Here is an 18,088-nt window from a genome sequence, read left to right as displayed (position 1 = left end):
ATTCCTGGCGTCGGACGACAGGAATGAGTCATTCACTGCGTCAGCCGGCGGCCACCCGGACCAGGGCGGAGATGCGGCGAGCCACCTCGAAGGGGCGTTCCTGCGGCAGCATGTGCCCGGCGCCCGGGAACCGGACGAACTCCGCGTGCGGCAGCTCGTCCGCGATCACCTTCGCGTGCGGCAGCGGGCACAGCCGGTCCTTCTCCCCCGCCAGCACCACCGACGGCACGTCGCACAACGCGCCCAGCCCGCCGACCCCGCGGTGGGCCGCGATCGCGTCCAGGAACATCCCCGCGCTCGCCGGGTGCGCGCACAGCAGCTGCTCGACGACGCTGTCCACCTGCTCGCGCCCCGGGCGGACGCCGAACACCAGCCGCCGGGCGCCGGAGCGGACCAGCCCCGGCCGCAGCCGCAGTGTGTCCGACCGCAACCGGGCCAGCAGCCGGGCGACCCGCGGCTCGAAGCGCGTCACGCTCCGCCCGACCAGCCCCGGGAACCCGAGCGTCAGCTGGTCCATGTCCCCCGACGACGTCGCGACGAACGCCGCGCCCGCCAGCCGCGAAGCCACCAGCGAAGAGTGCCGTTCCGCGAGCACCATCAGCGTCATGCCGCCCATCGAGTGCCCGGCCAGCACCAACGGCCCCTCCGGGACGCGGGCGGCGATCAGCTCGGCGAGGTCGTCGGCGAGCCGGGCGATCGTGGCGCCGCCGCGCCGGGCCGGCGCCGAACCGCCGTGGCCACGCAGGTCGTAGCGCAGCACGCGCAGGCCGGGGTCGAGGTACGGGAGCACGAAGTCCCACGTCCGGTGGTCCTGCGTCCAGCCGTGGACGAGCACCAGGGTCACCGCCGAGTCGGCCGGCCCGGACTGCGTGACGTGCAGGGCGGCCCCGTCGCTCGCGACGAACCGGTGCGCGGCCGACGGGTCCCGCAGCCGCGACGCGGTCGTCATCGGCCGGCCGGGAGCAGGAACGACTTGCGCCAGAAGTACTTCCCGGGCAGCCCGACCAGGCCGGACTCCTGCAGGAACGGCATGATCTTCTCCCCCGCCCAGGCGATCGTCCCCTGCCAGTGCGGGTTGTTCAGCGCCGCCTCGACGCCGTCGCGCGGCCGGATGCCGACCGCCTTGTAGACGTCCGGGTTGATGAACGCCCGCGTCACGAAGTAGGAGATGACCGCGATGATGAACTGCTGGTAGCCGATCTCGGCCTTCGACAGCTTCGCCATGCCGCGCGTGACCTCTTCGCGGGCGAAGGTGACGTGCCGGGCCTCTTCCAGGACGTGGATCCGGTTGACCATCCGGACCAGCGGCTGGACGCCCTCGTCGGTCATCTGCTCGCGCTGCAGCCGGTCCAGCACTTCCTCGGCGACCAGGACCGCGCCGTAGCGCGCCGGGCCGTAGGAGATCGTCGGCATGAGCTTCGCCAGGCGCCGCAGCCACGGCACCGGGCCGTAGGCGGGGCAGCCGATCCGCGACGCCATCCGCGCGAACATCGTCGAGTGCCGGCATTCGTCGGCGATTTCGGTGAGCGCGAACTGGGCGTGCGCGGACGTCGGATCCTGCTCGTAGACCTCCTTGAGCAGCATCTGCATCAGGAGGATCTCGAACCACAGGCCGGTGGTGGCGACGCTCGCGACCTCGTGCTTGCCCAGCTCGATGCGCTGCTCGGGGGTCAGCCTGTCCCAGAGCTCGGTGCCGTAGAGCGAAGAGCGCTCTTCGAGGATGAACCGCTTGCCCTCGACCAGGGGCGCGGTCCAGTCGATGTCGACGTCGGGGTCGTAGAACTTGTTCGCCGACGACTTCAGCAGGCGGTCCGCGGTCTTTTCGCGATCCGGTTCCTTCAGCGTCCGCGTCATGGCCGACACCCCTTCCGCGACATGTAACTTGAGGTAACAGTTACCTGTGCGTAGCATGACGCTCGTGATCGAACGTGTCAAGCGCTCCAGCAAGCAGGCCGGCAAGTCCTCCCGCAGCGAGGAGGCGACCGGCGACGCCCGGCGCGACCGCTGGCGCAAGCACCGGATCGCCCGGCGCAAGGAGTTCGTCGAGGCCGCACTGCGGGCGCTCGACACGCACGGCCCGGACCTGGGCATGGAGGACGTCGCCGCGGAAGCCGGCGTCACCAAGCCGGTGCTGTACCGGCACTTCGACGACAAGGCCGACCTGTACGTGGCCCTCGGCCAGCGCGGCACGGAAATCCTCTTCGAGCGGCTGATCCCGGCGATCAACGCCGAGCTGGCGCCGGTGCCGCGGATCCGGATGGCGCTGGACGCGTTCTTCACGGTGATCGAGGAGCACCCGAACCTCTACCGGCTGCTGGCGCACGGACGGCCGGAGAAGCCGGTGTCGTCGGACGTCGTGGCCGAGGACAAGGAACTGATCGCGACGGCGCTGACGGCGCTGCTCGGCGACTACATGCGGATGTTCAACATGGACTCCGGCGCGGCCGAGCCGTGGGCGCACGGCATCGTCGGCATGGTCCAGAACACCGGCGAGTGGTGGCTGGACCGCCGCTCGATGAGCCGCGACGCGGTGGTCGAGTACCTGACCCAGATCATCTGGGCGGCCATCGACGGCCTGACCCGCCAGAACGGCGTCGTCATCGATCCGAACCTGCCCCTGGAAGCCAACAAGGTGGTCCAGCTGGGCCGCGCCCCGGAGTCGTTGGAGGAAACGTCATGAGCGAGCACGACGAAGACGGTTACCGCGGTCCCGCCACCCTGGTGGTCGACGGCGTTTCGCTGCCGGTGACGGTCGACCTGCGCGGCTACTTCCAGCCGATCGACGGCTATTACCGCTGGTACGGCCGGGTGGCGGTGAACGAGGAGCTGACCCGCCTGGCGGGCGGCAAGAAGAAGGCCGTGTCGATCCAGGCGGGCTCGCATTCGGCCACCGGAGAGCTTTCCGACCCGGACCCGTGGGGCCGCTACCGGATCACGGGCACGAGCACGCCGCCGTTCCACGTCCCGACGACGCTGGAAGAGCTGAACGCCTGACGGCCTGACCACCCGACCGCCGGAACGCAGTGAATGACCCATTCACGGCGTTGAAGGCCTTGAATGGGTCATTCACTGCGTTGCATCCGGTCAAGAGAGGCGCGGGCCCGGCAGCTCCACGCCCGGGAGCCGGTCGAGACGACGACCGAGACCACCGGGTTCTCCCGGATCACGGCCGGCGTCCGGCCGCAGTCCTCGATCACGACGATCGGTTCGAAAGTGGTCACCGGCCGAAGCCAGGCAGCGGAAAAGCGACACCCCGAGCACAACACCACAATCCGGTGAAACCTCCGAGCACGCGAAAAGCCACCCCGGGAACGTCCCGAGGTGGCTTTTGCGGGCTGCTACGAGTCAGTCGCCGACGCCGAAGCCGACCTTGCGGACGTCGGAGGGGGCGATCTCGACGTACGCGATGCGGTCGGAGGGGACGATGTACTTGCGCCCCTTCTCGTCGTTGATGCGGAAGAGCCCGTCACCGGCCGTCAGGGCCTCGGCGACCAGCTTCTCCACCTCTTCGGGAGACTGGCCACTGGACACCACCAGCTCGCGCGGCGTGTCCTTGATGCCGATCTTGACCTCCACGTGGGACCTCCGCTGGAAATTCGTAAGGGATGTGCCGGCCAAGGCTAACCGAACCGGCTCGTTCCGGTGGCGCATGTCCGCGCCCGACCACGTCGTCACTTCCGGGTACTCCATCGGGTTCAGCCCAGGCCGAGCGCCTGCATGCGCTTCGTGTGCCCCTGTTGCAACCGCCGGAACAGCGCGGCAATTCCGGAGAGGTCGCCCGAGCCGCTGATGATGAGCTCGGCCAGCCCGTCGCGCTCGGCGACGACGTACTGGGCCTGGGTCAGAGCCTCGCCGAGCAGGCGGCGGCCCCACAGGGCGAGCTTGTCACGGGTCTTGGGGTCGGCCTCGATGCCGGCCGCGACCTCTCGTTCGGCGAAGGCCGAGTGGCCGGTGTCGGCCAGCACGGTCAGCACCAGGTCCTTGGTCTCCGCGTCGAGCCAGCTGGCGATCTCCCGGTAGAGGTCGGCGGCCAGCCCGTCCCCGACGTAGGCCTTGACCAGCGACTCCAGCCACGACTTCGGGGGCGTCGACGCGTGCCAGGCGTCCACCTGGGCGACGAACGGTGCCATCGCGTCCTCGATCTTGACATCCTGGGCGGCCAGGTGCTGGGCGAGCAGCCCGTAGTGACCGATCTCGGCGGCCGCCATGGTCGCCAGCGCGGCGCGGCCGGCCAGCGTGGGGGCGCTGCGCGCGTCCTCCGCCAGCCGGTCGAACGCGGACAGTTCGAGGTAGGCGATCACACCCAGAAGGTCGATTACGCCTTCGGAGATCTCTTGGGGCTCGGTCACGGGGGCAGGGTATCGCCGAAGCACCCGGGCGTGTCGGGACGAGACCGATCACACTGGTTCCGGCGTGCCGGGTACTGTCGAAAAACTGCTGACCAGGTACACTGGCGTTCGATATCAAGCTTCCGTACGCCATACCGGCGTCGGGAACAGGCAGGTCACGCGGCTTGCCGACGTACTGCAATGTGCGTGCACGCCTCTTCCGGCATTCCCGGGACGGACCGGTTCCGCGCTTGAAGATCAGCGCCAGGGACCAGGGTTTACTCCCGGTCGAGTGTCGAGCGGACCCACGGCTGTGCGCGCTGGTCACGAGAGAGGCGATCACCCTGACCGCAGAAATTCCCACAACCGAACAGACCCCCGCCGTCGCGCTGGAACACAGCGAGACCGGCCCGGCCGCGCTCGACACCTCACACCCGCTGCAGGCGGGCGTCGAGGTCGAGCCCGAGAACCCGACCTTCGCGTCCTTCGGCGTCAAGCCGGAGATCGTCAAGGCCCTGGGCGAAGCCGGCATCGAGCGCACCTTCGCGATCCAGGAGCTCACCCTGCCGCTGGCGATGGCCGGCGACGACCTGATCGGCCAGGCCCGCACCGGCATGGGCAAGACGCTGGGCTTCGGCGTCCCGCTGCTGCACCGCGTGCAGGTCCCCGGCGACGGCACCCCGCAGGTGCTGGTCGTGGTGCCGACCCGCGAGCTGTGCATCCAGGTCGCCAACGACCTCAAGGGCGCCGGCAAGCACCTGGGCATCCGCACCCTGGCCATCTACGGCGGCCGCCCGTACGAGCCGCAGATCGAGGCCCTGCGCAAGGGCATCGACGTCGTGATCGGCACCCCGGGCCGCCTGCTCGACCTGGCCGAGCAGCAGCACCTGGTGCTCGGCAAGGTCCGCGGCCTGGTGCTCGACGAGGCCGACGAGATGCTCGACCTGGGCTTCCTGCCCGACATCGAGCGCATCCTCCGGATGGTGCCGGACGAGCGGCAGACCATGCTGTTCTCGGCCACCATGCCGGGCCCGATCATCACGCTGGCCCGCACGTTCCTGCGCCAGCCGACGCACATCCGCGCCGAAGAAAACGACGCGAGCGCGATCCACGAGCGCACCACCCAGTTCGTCTACCGGGCGCACTCGATGGACAAGCCCGAGGTGATCGCCCGCGTCCTGCAGGCCGAGGACCGCGGCCTCACGATGATCTTCAGCCGCACCAAGCGCACCGCGCAGAAGGTGGCCGACGACCTGGTCGAGCGCGGCTTCGCGGCCGCCGCCGTGCACGGCGACCTGGGCCAGGGCGCCCGCGAGCAGGCCCTGCGCGCGTTCCGCTCCGGCAAGGTCGACGTCCTGGTCGCCACCGATGTCGCGGCCCGCGGCATCGACATCGACGACGTCACCCACGTCATCAACTACCAGTGCCCGGACGACGAGAAGACCTACGTCCACCGCATCGGCCGCACCGGCCGCGCGGGCCGGACCGGCGTCGCCGTCACCCTCGTCGACTGGGACGAGATGCCGCGCTGGAAGCTCATCTCGGACACGCTGGGCCTCGACAAGCCGGAGCCGGTGGAGACGTACTCGTCGTCGCCGCACCTGTTCGAGGACCTGGGCATTCCGGAGGGCACGAAGGGCCGGCTGCCGCTGGCCAACCGCACCCGTGCGGGCCTGGCCGCCGAGGAGGAAGAGGACCTGGGCGGTAAGAAGCGCGGCCCGCGTGGCCGGGGTAAGGCCGGCGAGGCCGCCGCGGAAGAGGCACCGCGCAAGCGCGCCCGGGCCCCGCGCAAGCGGACCCGTGGTGGTGCGCGCTCGGCCGAGGCGATCGAGGCCGCGGACAACGCGGCCGCCACTCCCGCGGACGCCGAGGCCGGTTCGTCGGAGGGCCGCACCCGCAGCCGCCGCCGCACCCGCAGCGGCAACGCCCCGGAGGCGACCGGCCCGGCCGTCGAGAAGGAGGCCGGCGAGAACGCCGAGCGTCCGGCTCGCCGGCGCCGCCGTCGCCGTCCGGCCGCGACGTCTGATACACCTGCTTCGGCAGACTGAGGCTTCTCCATCGGGGGTTCGGGTACGTGAGCGACGTCGAGAAGGCGGCTGAAGAGACGCCTGCCTACGGGTCCGAGGACGTACTCGAAGACGCTCCCGAGAGCACTCCGCCCGCCCCGCGGGTCAAGGCGCGTCGTTCGCCTTGGAACCGCGGGCGGGACCGGGTGATCGCCGCCCTGATCGCGGTGGTCGTGGTCGCCGTCGCGCTGGTCATCGGCGCGACGAGCGACAGCGCGGCCACCGACCGGACCGAGGCGGCACCGCCCCCGGCGCTGCCCGCCGCCCCGGACAAGGTGCCGGGATCCCTCTCCGAGATCTGGAGCGCCCCCAGCGGCGCGACGCCGGTCCCGGTCGTGGCCGGCGAATCGGTGGCCACGGCCGACGGCGGCGAGGTCGCCGTCCGCGACCCGCTGACCGGCCAGATCCGCTGGCACTACACGCGTGACCTGCCGTTGTGCACGCTGGACCAGGTGTGGGGGCGGCTGAACGCCGTCTACCACAAGAGCCGCAACTGCAGCGAAGTCACGCAGCTGGACCCGGCCACGGGCCGGATCACGGCGCAGCGCAACGGCAACGCGGAGCTGGGCACCCAGCTGATCGACGACGGCTCGCACGTGACTGCCACGGGCAAGAAGCTCCTCACGACCTGGCGCGACGACCTCGTACAGAGCGCCGAGTACGGCGAGGTCCCGGCGCTGGTCAACGCGGGCAAGCAGCCCCGAACGGGCTGCACGTACGGCACGCTCGCGGCGGCGTCGGGCAAGATCGGCGTGATCGAGCGTTGCCCGGGCGACCCGGCCGACCGCTTGACGGTGTACAAGGCGGCCCCGGAGAAAGACGACGAGCCGCAGGTCAGCTTCAGTTCGGTGCTGGCGGGCAAGCGAGCCCGCGTGATCGCGATGTCGGGCGACCTGACGGCGGTGGTCCTCCCGGACCAGAAGCTCCTGGTCGTCTACAACGGCGACGGCACCCAGCGTACGGCGTACCCGCTGGACGTACCGCCGGCAGACCTGGCGGCCGACCCACCGACGGGTGCCGAGGCCACCACCCAGACGGCGGCGAACATGTACTGGTTCAGTGGGTCGAAGGTGGTGGCCCTGTCCCGCGACGACCTGTCGCCGCGCTGGACGTTGAGCAGCGCGTTGGGCCCGGGAGTCACGTACGCCCAGCAGCTGGTGGTCCCGATCAAGGGCGGCTTGGCGGTGCTGAACGAGAACGACGGATCAACGATCCGCACGGTAGGGGTCGAGCGCCGCGGCTACCCGGGCGTGGTCCGGCTGGCCGCGGCCGGCCCGGTCCTGCTGGAGCAGCGCGGCCCCACCCTCACCGCCCTGAAGTAGAGCCTCGCCTGATGCCCGCCCAATTACGCGAGATGCCCCTCCAGTCACGCGGGCGGGAGGCGTGACTCGCGTGATTGGGGCCGGAACTGGCGTGCTTGAAGGCGGAACCCGCGTGATTGGGGGCGGGAGGCGGGTCAGGTGAGCCAGAAGAGGGTCAGGGCGGAGACCGTGAACAGGACCACCGCCACGCCGGCTCCGGCCGCCGGGGGGCCGTTGCGGCGGTCGGCGACTCGCTGAGCCAGCAGGGCGAGCGCCGCGGCCACCGGGTGGCCGACCAGCAGGGTTGCGCCGGGGCCGGGGGCGCCCGTGAACAGGCAGACGCCCGCCACCACGAGCACTCCGATCGCGAGGACCGTGAGCCCGGCCGCCAGCGAGCCGGTGAACCCCCGCCACCAGCGGCCGCGCTCTTTCGCGGGCTCGGTCGGCGCACTCGCCTCGATGTCCGGGGCGGTATCCCCCGGCTCGATCCGCTCGGGGGCGACCCGCTCCTGCTCCACGTTCGGCTCGCCGGCCGCACCGAGCGCCTCGGGTTGGGCAGCCGCAGCCTCGCGAAGCTCCCCGGATTGGGCAGCCCCAGCCTCGTGCGGTGCTGCCTCGGTGCGCTCCTGCCGCGGCGCGCCGACCTCCCGGGCCTCCGGGGCTGCTCTGCGCGCCGGCACCTGGGCGGCTTCGGGCTGTCCCGCGGGCAGCGGGACGGTCGCCAGTTCGTCGGTGTCCGGTGAAGCCACGTTCCCTCCCGTTCAGGGCGCGAGCAGGTCCCACGGCTGCGCCTGCGGGGCCGCTTCCTGGCCCGCCGCGCAGCTCGGCCTGAAGTCGCACCAGGCGCACCGCCGGTCCGGGCGGGGTGGGAACAACACGTCCCCGTCGCCGCCCGCGTCCAGGGTATCCGTGGCCAGCCGCAGGTCTCCCGCGGTCTCTTCCGCGCGCTGCAGGTGCCGCTGCAAGCTCTCCGGGGTGTGCTCCGCCGCCGCGATCGTGCCCGTCGGCAGGTGGTGCAGCTCCACCGTGGTGCACGGCATCCGCAACGTCCGCGCCGCCGCCACCGCGTACAACGCAAGCGCTTGCGACGCCCGGGCCTCGTACTCGTCCGGCGGACGGCGGCCCGTCTTGTAGTCCACGATCACCAGCGAGCCGTCACGGGCGTCGATCCGGTCCGTGCGGCCCTCGATGATCATCGACGGCCGCTCCCCCGGCGTCGAACTGACCGGCGCCGACACCCACCGCTCCAGCCCCACCGGGTCGTGCGAGACGTCGTTGTCCTCGACGTACTCCGCCACCCACCCCTTGGCCCGCGCCCGGTACCGCGCCGCCTGCTCTTCGGTCTCGAAGCCCGCGTCCTTCCAGAACTCGGCCACCAGCGCCACCGCCCGCTGCGGCACGCGCTTGAGCGCGGGCAGGTCGAACAGCGCCCGCAGCGCGTTGTGCACCACCGCGCCCAGCGTGCTGTGCGCCCACGGCCCGGTGCGCTGCGGGGTCGGCCGTTCGAGGTACGCGAGCCGGTACCGGCGCGGGCAGTCGTCGAAGGTCGCCAGCCGTGCCGGCGAGACCTTTGTGAGCCGCACCGGTTGCGCGACGCCGAAGTCGAAGCCCATCTGGTCCTTCACGGCGCCCACGCTACGCATCACCACCGACACTTTTTTCGGGGGTTCGGGTGGCGGAGCCCCCGACCTGGGGCGAAGCCCCAAATGACACAGCCACTTTTTCGGGGGTGCGGGTGGCGGAGCCCCCGACCTGAGGCGAAGCCCCAAATGACACAGCCACTTTTTCGGGGGTGCGGGTGGCGGAGCCCCCGACCTGAGGCGAAGCCCCAGATGTCACAGCCACTTTCCGCGCGGGGCGAGCTCGACCCCGCGCGGAAAGCCCCGCTACCGCACCACGAGCACGGTGTGCGTCCCGCCGGAAACGGTCAGCGGGCCCGCCGCGCGAAGCGGACGCCCGTCCAGCAGCACCACCCGGCCGCCGGGCACCACCAGCGAGCCCGACGTTCCCCGCGGCGCGGAAGCCGTCAACGAGAACACCGAACCCTGCTGAGACCACGAAGCCGACAACGCACCCTTCGGCGTCGGCACCGCTCCCCGCGCCCACGAAACCGAGCCCGGGTGCGGCGCAACCGTCCAGGTCGCGAAGCCCGGCGACGTCGGCGAGACGCCCAGCAGCTCGTTCGTCAGCGCCGGCACGACCCCGGTCGACCAGCCGTGCGCGGCCGAGGTGTACCCCTGCTCGTAGTGCGAGCCGCCCTCGCCGATGCCCTCCCACGCCGTGATTCCCGGGTCGTGCGTGGCCATCCAGCCGTACATCCGCTTGATCTGGTCGATCGCGGACGCCGTCTGCCCGGTCCGGAACCGCGCCTGCAGCTCCGGGAACGACGTGAACGCGTACACGCGCTTCGTGCCGTCGCCGACCAAAGTGTCGTTGTCCATGAACGGGTTCCCGTACGGCAACGCCCCCGCCGCAAGCCGCGCCAACGACGAAGCGGCCTGCGCGGGCGAAGCGATCCCCGCCAGGATCGCGTGACTGTTGCCGTCCTGGCCGTGGCGCACCGCGCCCGTCGCCGAGTCGAGGTACGCGCCCGCCGCCGGGTCCCACAGGTACTGGTTCACCGCCGCCGAGACGCCCGAAGCCCGCGAAAGCCACCGATCCGCGTCGGCCGGGTGCCCCGTCGCGCGCGCCAGGCCGGCAGCGCCTTGAAGTGCCCGGACGTACAACGCGTTGTAGTACGTCACCTCGCCCGTACGCGGCAGGAACGCGTAGTCGCCGTAGCCGCTTGTGCCGTTGAGCCCCTTCGCGAGCAACCCGCGCGAATCGGTCACCGACGGATACCAGCTGTCCAGCGCCTTCACGAGGTGCGAGTAGTACGAAGACGCGTACGCGGTGTCGCCCGTGTAGAGGACGTAGTCCCAGCTCGAGGTGACCCACCAGAGCGGATAGTCGAACAGCGGCAGCGTGTAGTTGTTGATCGACGCGGGCGGGATCCAGCCGTCCGCGCGCTGGTGGTCGGCCAGGTCGGCGAGGACGTTGCGCGCCGCCGTTCCGTCCTGGTGCGTCAGGTACTCCGTCAGGCCGGATACCGCGACGTCGCCGACGTACGGGTCCCGGTCACGCTTCGCGCCGTCGTGCAGGACCAGTTTCCCGTCCAGCGACGGCGAAAACGCGCCGCGAGGGTCCACATCGGACTCCCGGAAGGTGTCCATGCCCAGCTCGTTCGTGTAGGACGCCGCGTACCAGTATTGGTTGAGCTGCTCGTCGGACGACTCGAACCAGCCGCGGTAGCTCGACGGCGTGCCGAGGAACGGCGTGAAGTCGAGCGAGACGCCGCTGATGCGCACCTCGCCGGACGGCTGAGCCAAAGGCGCGTCCGACGCCAGCGCGTCGAGGCTGATCCGCAGGTAGCGGAAGCCGTGCAGGCCATCCGCGCACACCTGCGTACCGGCCAAGCAGCCCTTCGTGTCCCGCCACACCGTCGGCGTCGACGGCACGGCGTACTGGTCGGTGCCGGGCCCGCCGGAGAAGTCCGAGCGGGTGAAGTCGGAACGTTCGCCCAGGTACTGGCGGGTCTCCGAGAACGCCAGCCGGACGCCCGGCCGGTTCGCCGACGCGCCCGCGAACGCGATCTTCGGGTACCCCGCGACGACCTTGCCGAAGTCGATGACCGCCGACGGCACCGGCGGGTCGGCGACCACGCCGGGCCACACCTCGGCGACGCGGCTGAACTCGCCGGACGGGGTGTTCTGGTCCTTGGTCACGGTGATCCGGACCTGCGCGGTCGTGACCGGCCGGTCGAAGGTGACCGCGCGCTGCACCGCCGTGTTGCCGCTCACGGAGGCCGCGACCCGCCACGCGCCCGCGTCCAGCACCTCGACCGTGAAGTCCTGCGGCACGCCGTCCACATTGGACAGAACGGTGACGCCGGGCAGCGTGACCGGCGCGGCCGCGGTGATCGTCAGGACGTCGGGGTAGACGCCGATCGTGTCGTCGTTCCAGAACGTCTCGGTGTTGCCGTCGACGGCGTTGCCGGGGGCGTAGGTCCGGGGCTGGCCGTTCCCGCCGCTGTTCGGCGCGTGGAACGACGACGCGGCCGCGGTGGTGCCCGCGGGCCACACCGGCTTCGGCGGCGGCGCCTGCCGCTTCAGCACCGCGACACCCCGGCCGAGCAAGCCGTCCGGGTTCGCGACGTCTCCGGTGGTGGACAGCACCTTCACCGGCCGGACGTCCCGGCTCGAAGGGGCGACGACGTACTTCTGCCAGCCGGGCGCGGCATCGGCGGGCGCGGCGACCACGCCGCTCGCCACCAGCACCGTGACCGGCAGGACTGCTCTGAGCCACTTCATCGAGGCCTCCGCAGGCGCATTGAATCGTTTCAAACGCTGAGCTGAGATTCAATCTGCGATAGCGGTGCCAACGATGTCAACGGACCGGGCGCATCCTGTCCGGCAGGACAACCCGGGTGGCGGGTCAGTTCCCGCCGGCGATGAACCCGCGGACGGAGTTCGCGACGAGTTCCACGGCGATGGCCGCGAGCAGCAGGCCGGCCACCTTGGCCAGCAGCGTGATGCCGCTTTCCTTGATCAGCCGGATGACGAGACCGGAGTAGCGCATGCAGAGGTAGATGACGAAGTGCGTGGTGACGATCGCGAGCGCCAGGGCGATGTACGCGCCGATGTGCCCGTCGGCCTGCCGGACGAACACGATCGTCGCGGCGATCGCGCCGGGCCCGGCCAGCAGCGGGGTGCCGAGCGGCACGAGCGCGACGTTGACGTCCTCGGCCGCCGCCTCGGGCTCGTGGCCGTTGCTGGTGAGCAGCTGCAGGGCGATCAGCAGGAGCAGCAGCCCGCCCGCGCCCTGCAGCGCGGGGATACCGATGCCGAGGTAGGCCAGGATCGCCTGGCCCGCGACCGCGAACAGGCTGATGACCAGCAGTGACACCAGGACGGCCTGCCGGGCGGCGCGCGCCCGGGTCGCCACCGGCTTGCGGCCGACGAGGCTGAGGAACACCGGCACCGTGCCGGGCGGGTCCATGATGACGATCAGGGTGATCGTCGCGCTCATGAAGAGCTTCGCGTCGAAGACGTCGGCGAGCGCCATGTCAGCCCTTCACGACCTGGAACCCCGTGGCGCGCGAAGTGAGCTCCTCGAACTGCCCGGGGTCGGTCGTGCACTCGCCGAGCGCGATCGTCTTGTTGGTGCCGTGGTAGTCGCTGGACCCGGTGACGAGCAGGCCGAGTTCGCCGGCCAGCTCGCGGGTGCGGGCCCGCGTCGGCGCGTCGTGGTTCGGGTGGTCGGCCTCGACGCCGGTCAGCCCGCGCGCGGCCAGCCCGGCGAGGGTGTCCTCGCTGATCGTGGCACCGCGGCTGAAGGCGAAGGGGTGCGCGATGACCGTGACACCGCCGGCCGCGGCGATCATGTCGATGGCTTCCTCGACCGGTGTGTCGCGGCGGGCGACGTAGTACCCGCGGCGGGGGCTGAGGTAGTCGGCGAAGGCCTCGTCGACGGACTTGACCAGCCCGGCCCGGACCAGCGCCTGGGCCAGGTGGGGGCGCCCGGGCGGGGAATCCTCGGGCAGCAGGCCGAAGATCTCGTCGGCGTCGATCGGGAGGCCGTCGGCGGCCATCCGCTCGGCCATCCGCCGCAGTCGCGTGCGGCGCTCGAGCCGCAGCCGGGTCTGCTCGGTGACGACCGGCTCGGACGTCGGGTCGAAGAGGTAGGCGAGCAGGTGGACGCTGATCTGCCGGCCGGTCTCGGGGTCGATCGACACCGTCGACAGCTCGGCGCCGGGGACCAGCGTCAGGCCGGGTGACACCGCTTCGGAAGCGGGCGCCCAGCCCGCGGTGGTGTCGTGGTCGGTGATCGCGACGACGTCGAGCCCGGCTTTCGCGGCCGCGGCGACGAGCCCGGCCGGCGTGTCGGTGCCGTCGGAAGCGGTGGAGTGGGCGTGCAGATCGATGCGCATCGCGTCCATTGTCGACGATGCGCTGCGTCACACTGCGGCCGGGACACCCCGGCGCACGTCACCCGACCGGCTTCTTGCCCCGGGCGGCGCGCTGGGCCTTGATCATGGAGAAGCGTTCGGCCTGCTTCTGCTTGTCACCGAAGACCAGCTCGGAGATCGTGTCGTAGAACTCTTCGGGCCGCGGCAGGAAGTCGATCTTGTTCAGCGCCTGGATCTGACCGGCCGACTCGACCACCATCGTGCCGTAGCCCATCATGCGGCCGGTGGCCGTGCGGACGTAGCTGAGGTCGGTGACCTTGCTGATCGGCATCATCAGCACCTTGGTGGTGAACACCCCGGTGGTCATGACGAACCGCTTGTCGGTGACCACCAGGCGCTCGACCCACCACTCCATCACCACGTAGGCGAACCGCAGGACGACGAGCAGCGCGACGTACCAGAGGATGTTCTGGCCGATGTACAGCGCCGGTGGCAGCAGGTAGGACACCAGCACGCAGACGGCCAGCAGCGCGGCCGCCTCGAAGGTGTCCCACAGCAGCACCGCCCAGTGGCGGCGGATCCGGATGACCCGCCGCTCGGTGTCGAGGAGGTACTCGTCGGGGTCGCGTGGCGCGAACATGGTTCGAGGGTAGCCCCCGATCAGCCCTTGAACACGCTGCTGACGAAGGTGATCACCGATTCGGCCGAGCTGCGGAGGAAGTCGATGATGTTGCCGACGAGGCCGGCAGCCTGCCCAGGCTGGGCGATGACGAAGAACAGCACCAACGCGATACCGGCGAGGCCCGCAATCTTCTTCACGTTCACCGCGATCAAATCCCGTCTCTTACGGTGACACCGGACAACAGCAGAGAACTTGACTTTTTACGTTGTACCGCACTGAACAGGCGCAGGGGAGGAAAGTCCCGCGCTTGGGTCAGCACGCGGTCCGAAGTGTACCGTACGGCTACTCTCCGTGTACAGGACATCGGTTTTCACTTCGGTCACGTCTACCTTCGGGACATGGACAGCCTCCTCGGCACCACAATCCGCTGCGTCGGCGGGATCGCGTTCGACCCACGGGGCCGGCTGCTGCTCATCCGGCGCCGGAACAACCCCGGTTCGGGGCAATGGTCGCTGCCGGGTGGCCGAGTCGAACCAGGCGAAACGGACAAAGAGGCCGTGGTCCGGGAGCTTTCCGAGGAGACCGGGCTGGACGTGATTCCCGGCACACTGGTCGGTTCGGTACGGCGGGGGCCGTACGAGATCTTCGACTACGCCTGCGAGGTCGAGGGCGGAGTTCTCACGGCTGGTGACGACGCAGCGGAGGTGCGTTGGGCCGATGCGGCAGACCTTGCCGCGCTGGAGGCGGCCGGGGCGCTCGTGGAGCTCCTCTACGTCACCCTCCGCGACTGGAATGCGCTCCCGGACGCCTGACTACAGCGGCATCCAGGTCATCCGCTGCCCGTGCGGCGCGGTCCGCGCCAAGGCGTGCGCCTCGGGCTTCCCGTCCTCCCACCGCACGACGCCCAGCGTCGCGAGCCCGTCCGCGCCCGCGAGGTCGTCGCGGCCCGGCAGCACGAGCTCCAGCCCGGCCCCGTAGAACTCCTCCGAAACCCACCACACCGGCCGCGAGGCCGCCAGCTCGGCCAGCGCCGAGACGAACGCCGCCCGCTTCTCGGCCGGGAAGTACGCCAGTGCGTGACTCGTCAGCACCACCAGCGGCCCGGCCAGCGACTCCGCTGCCGTGGGCAGGTCGTCGACCCCGTCCCCGGCGATCAGCCGCGGCCGGTGCTTCGCCTGCTCGGCCGCCGCCGTGCGCAACAGCCTGATGCGGTCCGGCTGGTCCGCCCAGACGCACGCTTCCAGCCACGCCAGCTCGTCCTCGTCCGACAGGTCCACCGGTGCCCGGTCGAGGCCCGCCCGGTCGAGCAGCGCCAGCTTCTTCGGCAGCTTCGGCACCACCGCACCCGGCGCCAGGTCGAGCGCGCAGTGCAACCCGACCGCCGCCTTGGCCGGCCCCGCCGTCAGCTGGTCGCCACCGTCGCACTGGTAGCGGTAGCCGAACCGGTCCAGGCCCAGCAGCAGCCCCGCGCTGCAGCCGACCTCCAGCAGCGAAACCTTCCCGCCCGCTTCGCGAGCCGCGCGCGCGACGCCCGGGTACAGCAACGCCGCCCGGCGGACCTCGTTCGTCTGGGTGTAGCGCGCCGAAATCAGGGCCCGGGCCTTGTCGGCCCGCTCCAGCAGGAACGACCGGAACAGCGGCCAGGTCTCGGAGTCGACGCCGTCGAAGCCGCCCAGCGACGGGTAGTAGCGCGAGATCGGGTGGATCGGGTCGGCCTGCACGAGGCGGTGCGCGACCGCCATCAGCAGCGTCCCGCGCACCTCGCCGTCGCGCGCGACCGACAGCAGCCCGGCGACGTCGTCGTCCGCGGCGGCCTGCAGGGCGAGGTGTTCGTACAGCGGCGAGACCCCGCGGGCCTCGACTTCCGCGAACGTGCGGAGTATTCCCTTGATCGCGTCCAGGTCCATCAGAGCCTCATTCGTGCGGCACCGGCCGGCCCGGCTGCTCCCCGCCCCGAGTCTCCCCGTACGAGCGCTTCGGCACCATCACCTTCCGCCGGAAAGTGCACACGATCAGGCCGTCCTGCTTGTAGCCGCGCGTCTCGACGTACACCACGCCACGATCGTCCTTGGACTTCGACGGCGTCTTGTCGAGCACCTCGGTCTCGCCGTAGATCGTGTCGCCGTGGAAGGTCGGCTTCACGTGCTTCAGCGACTCGACCTCGAGGTTCGCGATGGCCTTGCCGGAAACGTCGGGCACCGACATCCCGAGCAGCAGCGAGTAGACGTAGTTGCCGACCACGACGTTCTTGCCGAAGTCGGTCGTCTCCTCGGCGTAGTGCGCGTCGAGGTGCAGCGGGTGGTGGTTCATCGTGATCAGGCAGAACAGGTGGTCGTCGTATTCGGTGACCGTTTTGCCCGGCCAGTGCTTGTAGACCGCACCGACCTCGAACTCCTCGTAGTACCGACCGAACTGCACTCGTTCTCTCCCGTTCCGCGTAACGCCGCTTGAGGCTGGTACGACACGCATCCGTAGTGAGGAGTACCCTCAACCATCGGTGTTCGCGCGTCAACGCGAGCCCCACCACTGTCGCACCCGGCCCGAAGGAGGTGAGGAACCCGATGAGTAGTGGCGATAGTCCGCTCCCTAGTAGTCCCAGCGTTCCCACCTCACCGGCCGGCCGGCTCATCTCTCGGTAGGCCTTCTCTCCCCCGGGAACGCTGGTGTGTCGCCGGGCGGACGCCTTTCCGCCCCTGGTCCGTCGTCTCGCACGACCACGCACGACACCAGGAGATCCCATGCCTGCCATTCCCTCGCTCGGCGGCCTTCGCGGCCGCGGCAACAAGAACGCCGTCCCGGTCCGCCCGATCCCGGTGCCGCTGTCCGCGTACGTCGTCGACTGCGCGGTGTACGTCGGCGGTGAGCGCCTGCCCGGCCGCTGGACCCACACCGAGGCGATCAAGGAGGTCCGGAAGCGGCACGAGGGGTTCGTCTGGATCGGCCTGCACGAGCCGGACGCCCAGCAGATCCAGGGCGTCGCGGACACGTTCGGGCTGCATGAGCTGGCGGTCGAGGACGCGCTCGAAGCGCACCAGCGGCCGAAGCTGGAGCGCTACGACGACACGCTGTTCCTGGTGGTCAAGACCGTGCGGTACGTCGAGCACGAGTCGCCGACCACGGCGAACGAGATCGTCGAAACCGGCGAGCTGATGGTGTTCCTCGGCCGCGACTTCGTGATCACCGTGCGGCACGGGAACCACTCGGGGCTGGCGCGGCTGCGCCGTGAACTGGACGAGGACCCGGAGCGGCTGCAGCTGGGCCCGTCCGCGGTCGTGCACGCCATCGCCGACCACGTCGTCGACCACTACCTCGATGTCACGGGCCGGATCGAGAACGACATCGACGTCATGGAGGCGCAGGTCTTCGCGCCCCGCTCGCAGGTCAGCGCCGAGCAGATCTACCTGATGAAGCGGGAGGTCCTCGAGCTGCGCCGGGCGGTGATGCCGCTGGCCACGCCGATCCAGCGCCTGGCCGAGGGCTACACGCGGCTGGTGCCGGACGACGTCCGCTCGTACTTCCGCGACGTCGCCGACCACCTCACGACGGTGTCCGAGCGGGTCGCGGCGTTCGACGAACTGCTGTCCACCCTGGTCGACGCGACCGTCGCGAAGATTTCGCTGCAGCAGAACACCGATATGCGCAAGATCACGTCGTGGGCGGCGATCATCACCGTGCCGACGATGATCGCGGGCATCTACGGGATGAACTTCGACTACCTGCCCGAACTGCACTGGAAGTTCGGGTACCCGCTGGTCATCACCGTGATCCTGGCGATCTGCCTGTTGCTGTACCGAATATTCCGGAAGAACGGCTGGCTCTAGGTC

Annotated in this window: 20 protein-coding genes; 6 read left to right on the top strand and 14 right to left on the bottom strand. The window is 70.5% G+C overall.

Going from position 1 to position 18,088, the window contains the following annotated elements:
- Positions 1 to 40 precede the first annotated feature (40 nt).
- Positions 41 to 949, bottom strand: coding sequence for an alpha/beta fold hydrolase (locus ISP_RS05625; protein ID WP_013223020.1), 909 nt, complete (start codon positions 947 to 949; stop codon positions 41 to 43).
- Complete coding sequence (locus ISP_RS05620) at positions 946 to 1,854, bottom strand: AurF N-oxygenase family protein (protein ID WP_014466629.1); 909 nt, start codon at positions 1,852 to 1,854, stop codon at positions 946 to 948. Before ISP_RS05620 ends, ISP_RS05625 begins: the two co-directional genes overlap by 4 nt.
- A 55-nt stretch (positions 1,855 to 1,909) precedes the next feature.
- On the opposite strand from ISP_RS05620, the gene ISP_RS05615 reads away from it, so the two are divergent.
- Complete coding sequence (locus ISP_RS05615; protein ID WP_013223018.1) at positions 1,910 to 2,680, top strand: TetR/AcrR family transcriptional regulator; 771 nt, start codon at positions 1,910 to 1,912, stop codon at positions 2,678 to 2,680.
- A complete protein-coding gene (locus tag ISP_RS05610) occupies positions 2,677 to 2,994 on the top strand; it encodes a DUF4873 domain-containing protein (protein WP_013223017.1) in 318 nt (105 codons plus the stop codon). The genes ISP_RS05615 and ISP_RS05610 overlap by 4 nt, the downstream gene beginning before the upstream one ends.
- A 68-nt stretch (positions 2,995 to 3,062) precedes the next feature.
- Here the strand turns inward: ISP_RS05610 and ISP_RS05605 are convergent, their stop codons facing one another.
- From ISP_RS05605 to ISP_RS05595, 3 genes are all read right to left on the bottom strand, one after another.
- On the bottom strand, positions 3,063 to 3,221 hold the full coding sequence (locus ISP_RS05605) for a hypothetical protein (RefSeq protein WP_014466628.1): 159 nt from the start codon (positions 3,219 to 3,221) through the stop codon (positions 3,063 to 3,065).
- A 124-nt stretch (positions 3,222 to 3,345) separates the two neighbouring features.
- Positions 3,346 to 3,576, bottom strand: a complete 231-nt coding sequence (locus ISP_RS05600; RefSeq protein ID WP_013223016.1) for a DUF3107 domain-containing protein — start codon at positions 3,574 to 3,576, stop codon at positions 3,346 to 3,348.
- 119 nt (positions 3,577 to 3,695) lie between these two features.
- On the bottom strand, positions 3,696 to 4,349 hold the full coding sequence (locus ISP_RS05595) for a ferritin-like fold-containing protein (RefSeq protein WP_013223015.1): 654 nt from the start codon (positions 4,347 to 4,349) through the stop codon (positions 3,696 to 3,698).
- Positions 4,350 to 4,579: 230 nt separating this feature from the next.
- Between ISP_RS05595 and ISP_RS05590 the strand changes: the two genes are divergently transcribed.
- Positions 4,580 to 6,376 carry a DEAD/DEAH box helicase gene (locus tag ISP_RS05590; protein WP_013223014.1) on the top strand — a complete coding sequence of 599 codons (1,797 nt, stop codon included), beginning with the start codon at positions 4,580 to 4,582 and terminating at the stop codon, positions 6,374 to 6,376.
- A 26-nt stretch (positions 6,377 to 6,402) separates the two neighbouring features.
- Positions 6,403 to 7,716, top strand: coding sequence for an Rv3212 family protein (locus tag ISP_RS05585; protein WP_187324690.1), 1,314 nt, complete (start codon positions 6,403 to 6,405; stop codon positions 7,714 to 7,716).
- A 134-nt stretch (positions 7,717 to 7,850) separates the two neighbouring features.
- Here ISP_RS05585 and ISP_RS05580 read toward each other — a convergent pair whose 3' ends face one another.
- From ISP_RS05580 to ISP_RS05550, 7 genes are all read right to left on the bottom strand, one after another.
- Positions 7,851 to 8,444: a hypothetical protein gene (locus ISP_RS05580; protein WP_013223012.1), complete on the bottom strand. Its 594-nt coding sequence runs from the start codon at positions 8,442 to 8,444 to the stop codon at positions 7,851 to 7,853.
- 12 nt (positions 8,445 to 8,456) lie between these two features.
- Complete coding sequence (locus ISP_RS05575; RefSeq protein ID WP_034286316.1) at positions 8,457 to 9,308, bottom strand: RecB family exonuclease; 852 nt, start codon at positions 9,306 to 9,308, stop codon at positions 8,457 to 8,459.
- 273 nt (positions 9,309 to 9,581) lie between these two features.
- Positions 9,582 to 12,044, bottom strand: a complete 2,463-nt coding sequence (locus tag ISP_RS05570; RefSeq protein WP_013223010.1) for an alpha-L-rhamnosidase-related protein — start codon at positions 12,042 to 12,044, stop codon at positions 9,582 to 9,584.
- A gap of 124 nt (positions 12,045 to 12,168) precedes the next feature.
- Positions 12,169 to 12,798, bottom strand: a complete 630-nt coding sequence (locus ISP_RS05565; RefSeq protein ID WP_013223009.1) for a MarC family protein — start codon at positions 12,796 to 12,798, stop codon at positions 12,169 to 12,171.
- A gap of 1 nt (position 12,799) precedes the next feature.
- A complete protein-coding gene (locus ISP_RS05560; protein ID WP_013223008.1) occupies positions 12,800 to 13,672 on the bottom strand; it encodes a PHP domain-containing protein in 873 nt (290 codons plus the stop codon).
- A gap of 49 nt (positions 13,673 to 13,721) precedes the next feature.
- Entirely contained in the window at positions 13,722 to 14,282 is a 561-nt protein-coding gene (locus ISP_RS05555) for a PH domain-containing protein (protein WP_003095467.1), read from the bottom strand.
- A 20-nt stretch (positions 14,283 to 14,302) separates the two neighbouring features.
- Positions 14,303 to 14,467 (bottom strand): hypothetical protein, encoded by a 165-nt coding sequence (locus ISP_RS05550; RefSeq protein ID WP_162472554.1) that lies wholly within the window; start codon positions 14,465 to 14,467, stop codon positions 14,303 to 14,305.
- Between the two features lie 195 nt (positions 14,468 to 14,662).
- On the opposite strand from ISP_RS05550, the gene ISP_RS05545 reads away from it, so the two are divergent.
- Positions 14,663 to 15,076: an NUDIX domain-containing protein gene (locus tag ISP_RS05545; RefSeq protein ID WP_013223006.1), complete on the top strand. Its 414-nt coding sequence runs from the start codon at positions 14,663 to 14,665 to the stop codon at positions 15,074 to 15,076.
- Here ISP_RS05545 and ISP_RS05540 read toward each other — a convergent pair whose 3' ends face one another.
- Positions 15,077 to 16,171, bottom strand: coding sequence for a DUF2332 domain-containing protein (locus ISP_RS05540; RefSeq protein WP_013223005.1), 1,095 nt, complete (start codon positions 16,169 to 16,171; stop codon positions 15,077 to 15,079).
- Positions 16,172 to 16,178: 7 nt separating this feature from the next.
- The gene (locus ISP_RS05535; protein WP_013223004.1) at positions 16,179 to 16,682 is read right to left on the bottom strand and encodes a MaoC family dehydratase; all 504 of its coding nucleotides are present in this window, start codon (positions 16,680 to 16,682) and stop codon (positions 16,179 to 16,181) included.
- Between the two features lie 320 nt (positions 16,683 to 17,002).
- On the opposite strand from ISP_RS05535, the gene corA reads away from it, so the two are divergent.
- A complete protein-coding gene (gene corA / locus ISP_RS05530; protein ID WP_013223003.1) occupies positions 17,003 to 18,085 on the top strand; it encodes a magnesium/cobalt transporter CorA in 1,083 nt (360 codons plus the stop codon).
- Positions 18,086 to 18,088 lie beyond the last annotated feature (3 nt).

The sequence above is a fragment of the Amycolatopsis mediterranei genome, from assembly GCF_026017845.1.
GTDB classification, from domain to species: Bacteria; Actinomycetota; Actinomycetes; order Mycobacteriales; family Pseudonocardiaceae; genus Amycolatopsis; species Amycolatopsis mediterranei.
This window is presented reverse-complemented; position numbering and strand designations above follow the sequence as displayed.

Coding starts and splice junctions, on each gene's coding strand:
- corA (WP_013223003.1), top strand. CDS start 17,003: ATGCCTGCCATTCCCTCGCTCGGCGGCCTTCGCGGCCGCGGCAACAAG.
- ISP_RS05545 (WP_013223006.1), top strand. CDS start 14,663: ATGGACAGCCTCCTCGGCACCACAATCCGCTGCGTCGGCGGGATCGCG.
- ISP_RS05570 (WP_013223010.1), bottom strand. CDS start 12,044: ATGAAGTGGCTCAGAGCAGTCCTGCCGGTCACGGTGCTGGTGGCGAGC.
- ISP_RS05610 (WP_013223017.1), top strand. CDS start 2,677: ATGAGCGAGCACGACGAAGACGGTTACCGCGGTCCCGCCACCCTGGTG.
- ISP_RS05555 (WP_003095467.1), bottom strand. CDS start 14,282: ATGTTCGCGCCACGCGACCCCGACGAGTACCTCCTCGACACCGAGCGG.
- ISP_RS05625 (WP_013223020.1), bottom strand. CDS start 949: ATGACGACCGCGTCGCGGCTGCGGGACCCGTCGGCCGCGCACCGGTTC.
- ISP_RS05575 (WP_034286316.1), bottom strand. CDS start 9,308: ATGGGCTTCGACTTCGGCGTCGCGCAACCGGTGCGGCTCACAAAGGTC.
- ISP_RS05565 (WP_013223009.1), bottom strand. CDS start 12,798: ATGGCGCTCGCCGACGTCTTCGACGCGAAGCTCTTCATGAGCGCGACG.
- ISP_RS05560 (WP_013223008.1), bottom strand. CDS start 13,672: ATGGACGCGATGCGCATCGATCTGCACGCCCACTCCACCGCTTCCGAC.
- ISP_RS05620 (WP_014466629.1), bottom strand. CDS start 1,854: ATGACGCGGACGCTGAAGGAACCGGATCGCGAAAAGACCGCGGACCGC.
- ISP_RS05615 (WP_013223018.1), top strand. CDS start 1,910: ATGACGCTCGTGATCGAACGTGTCAAGCGCTCCAGCAAGCAGGCCGGC.
- ISP_RS05540 (WP_013223005.1), bottom strand. CDS start 16,171: ATGGACCTGGACGCGATCAAGGGAATACTCCGCACGTTCGCGGAAGTC.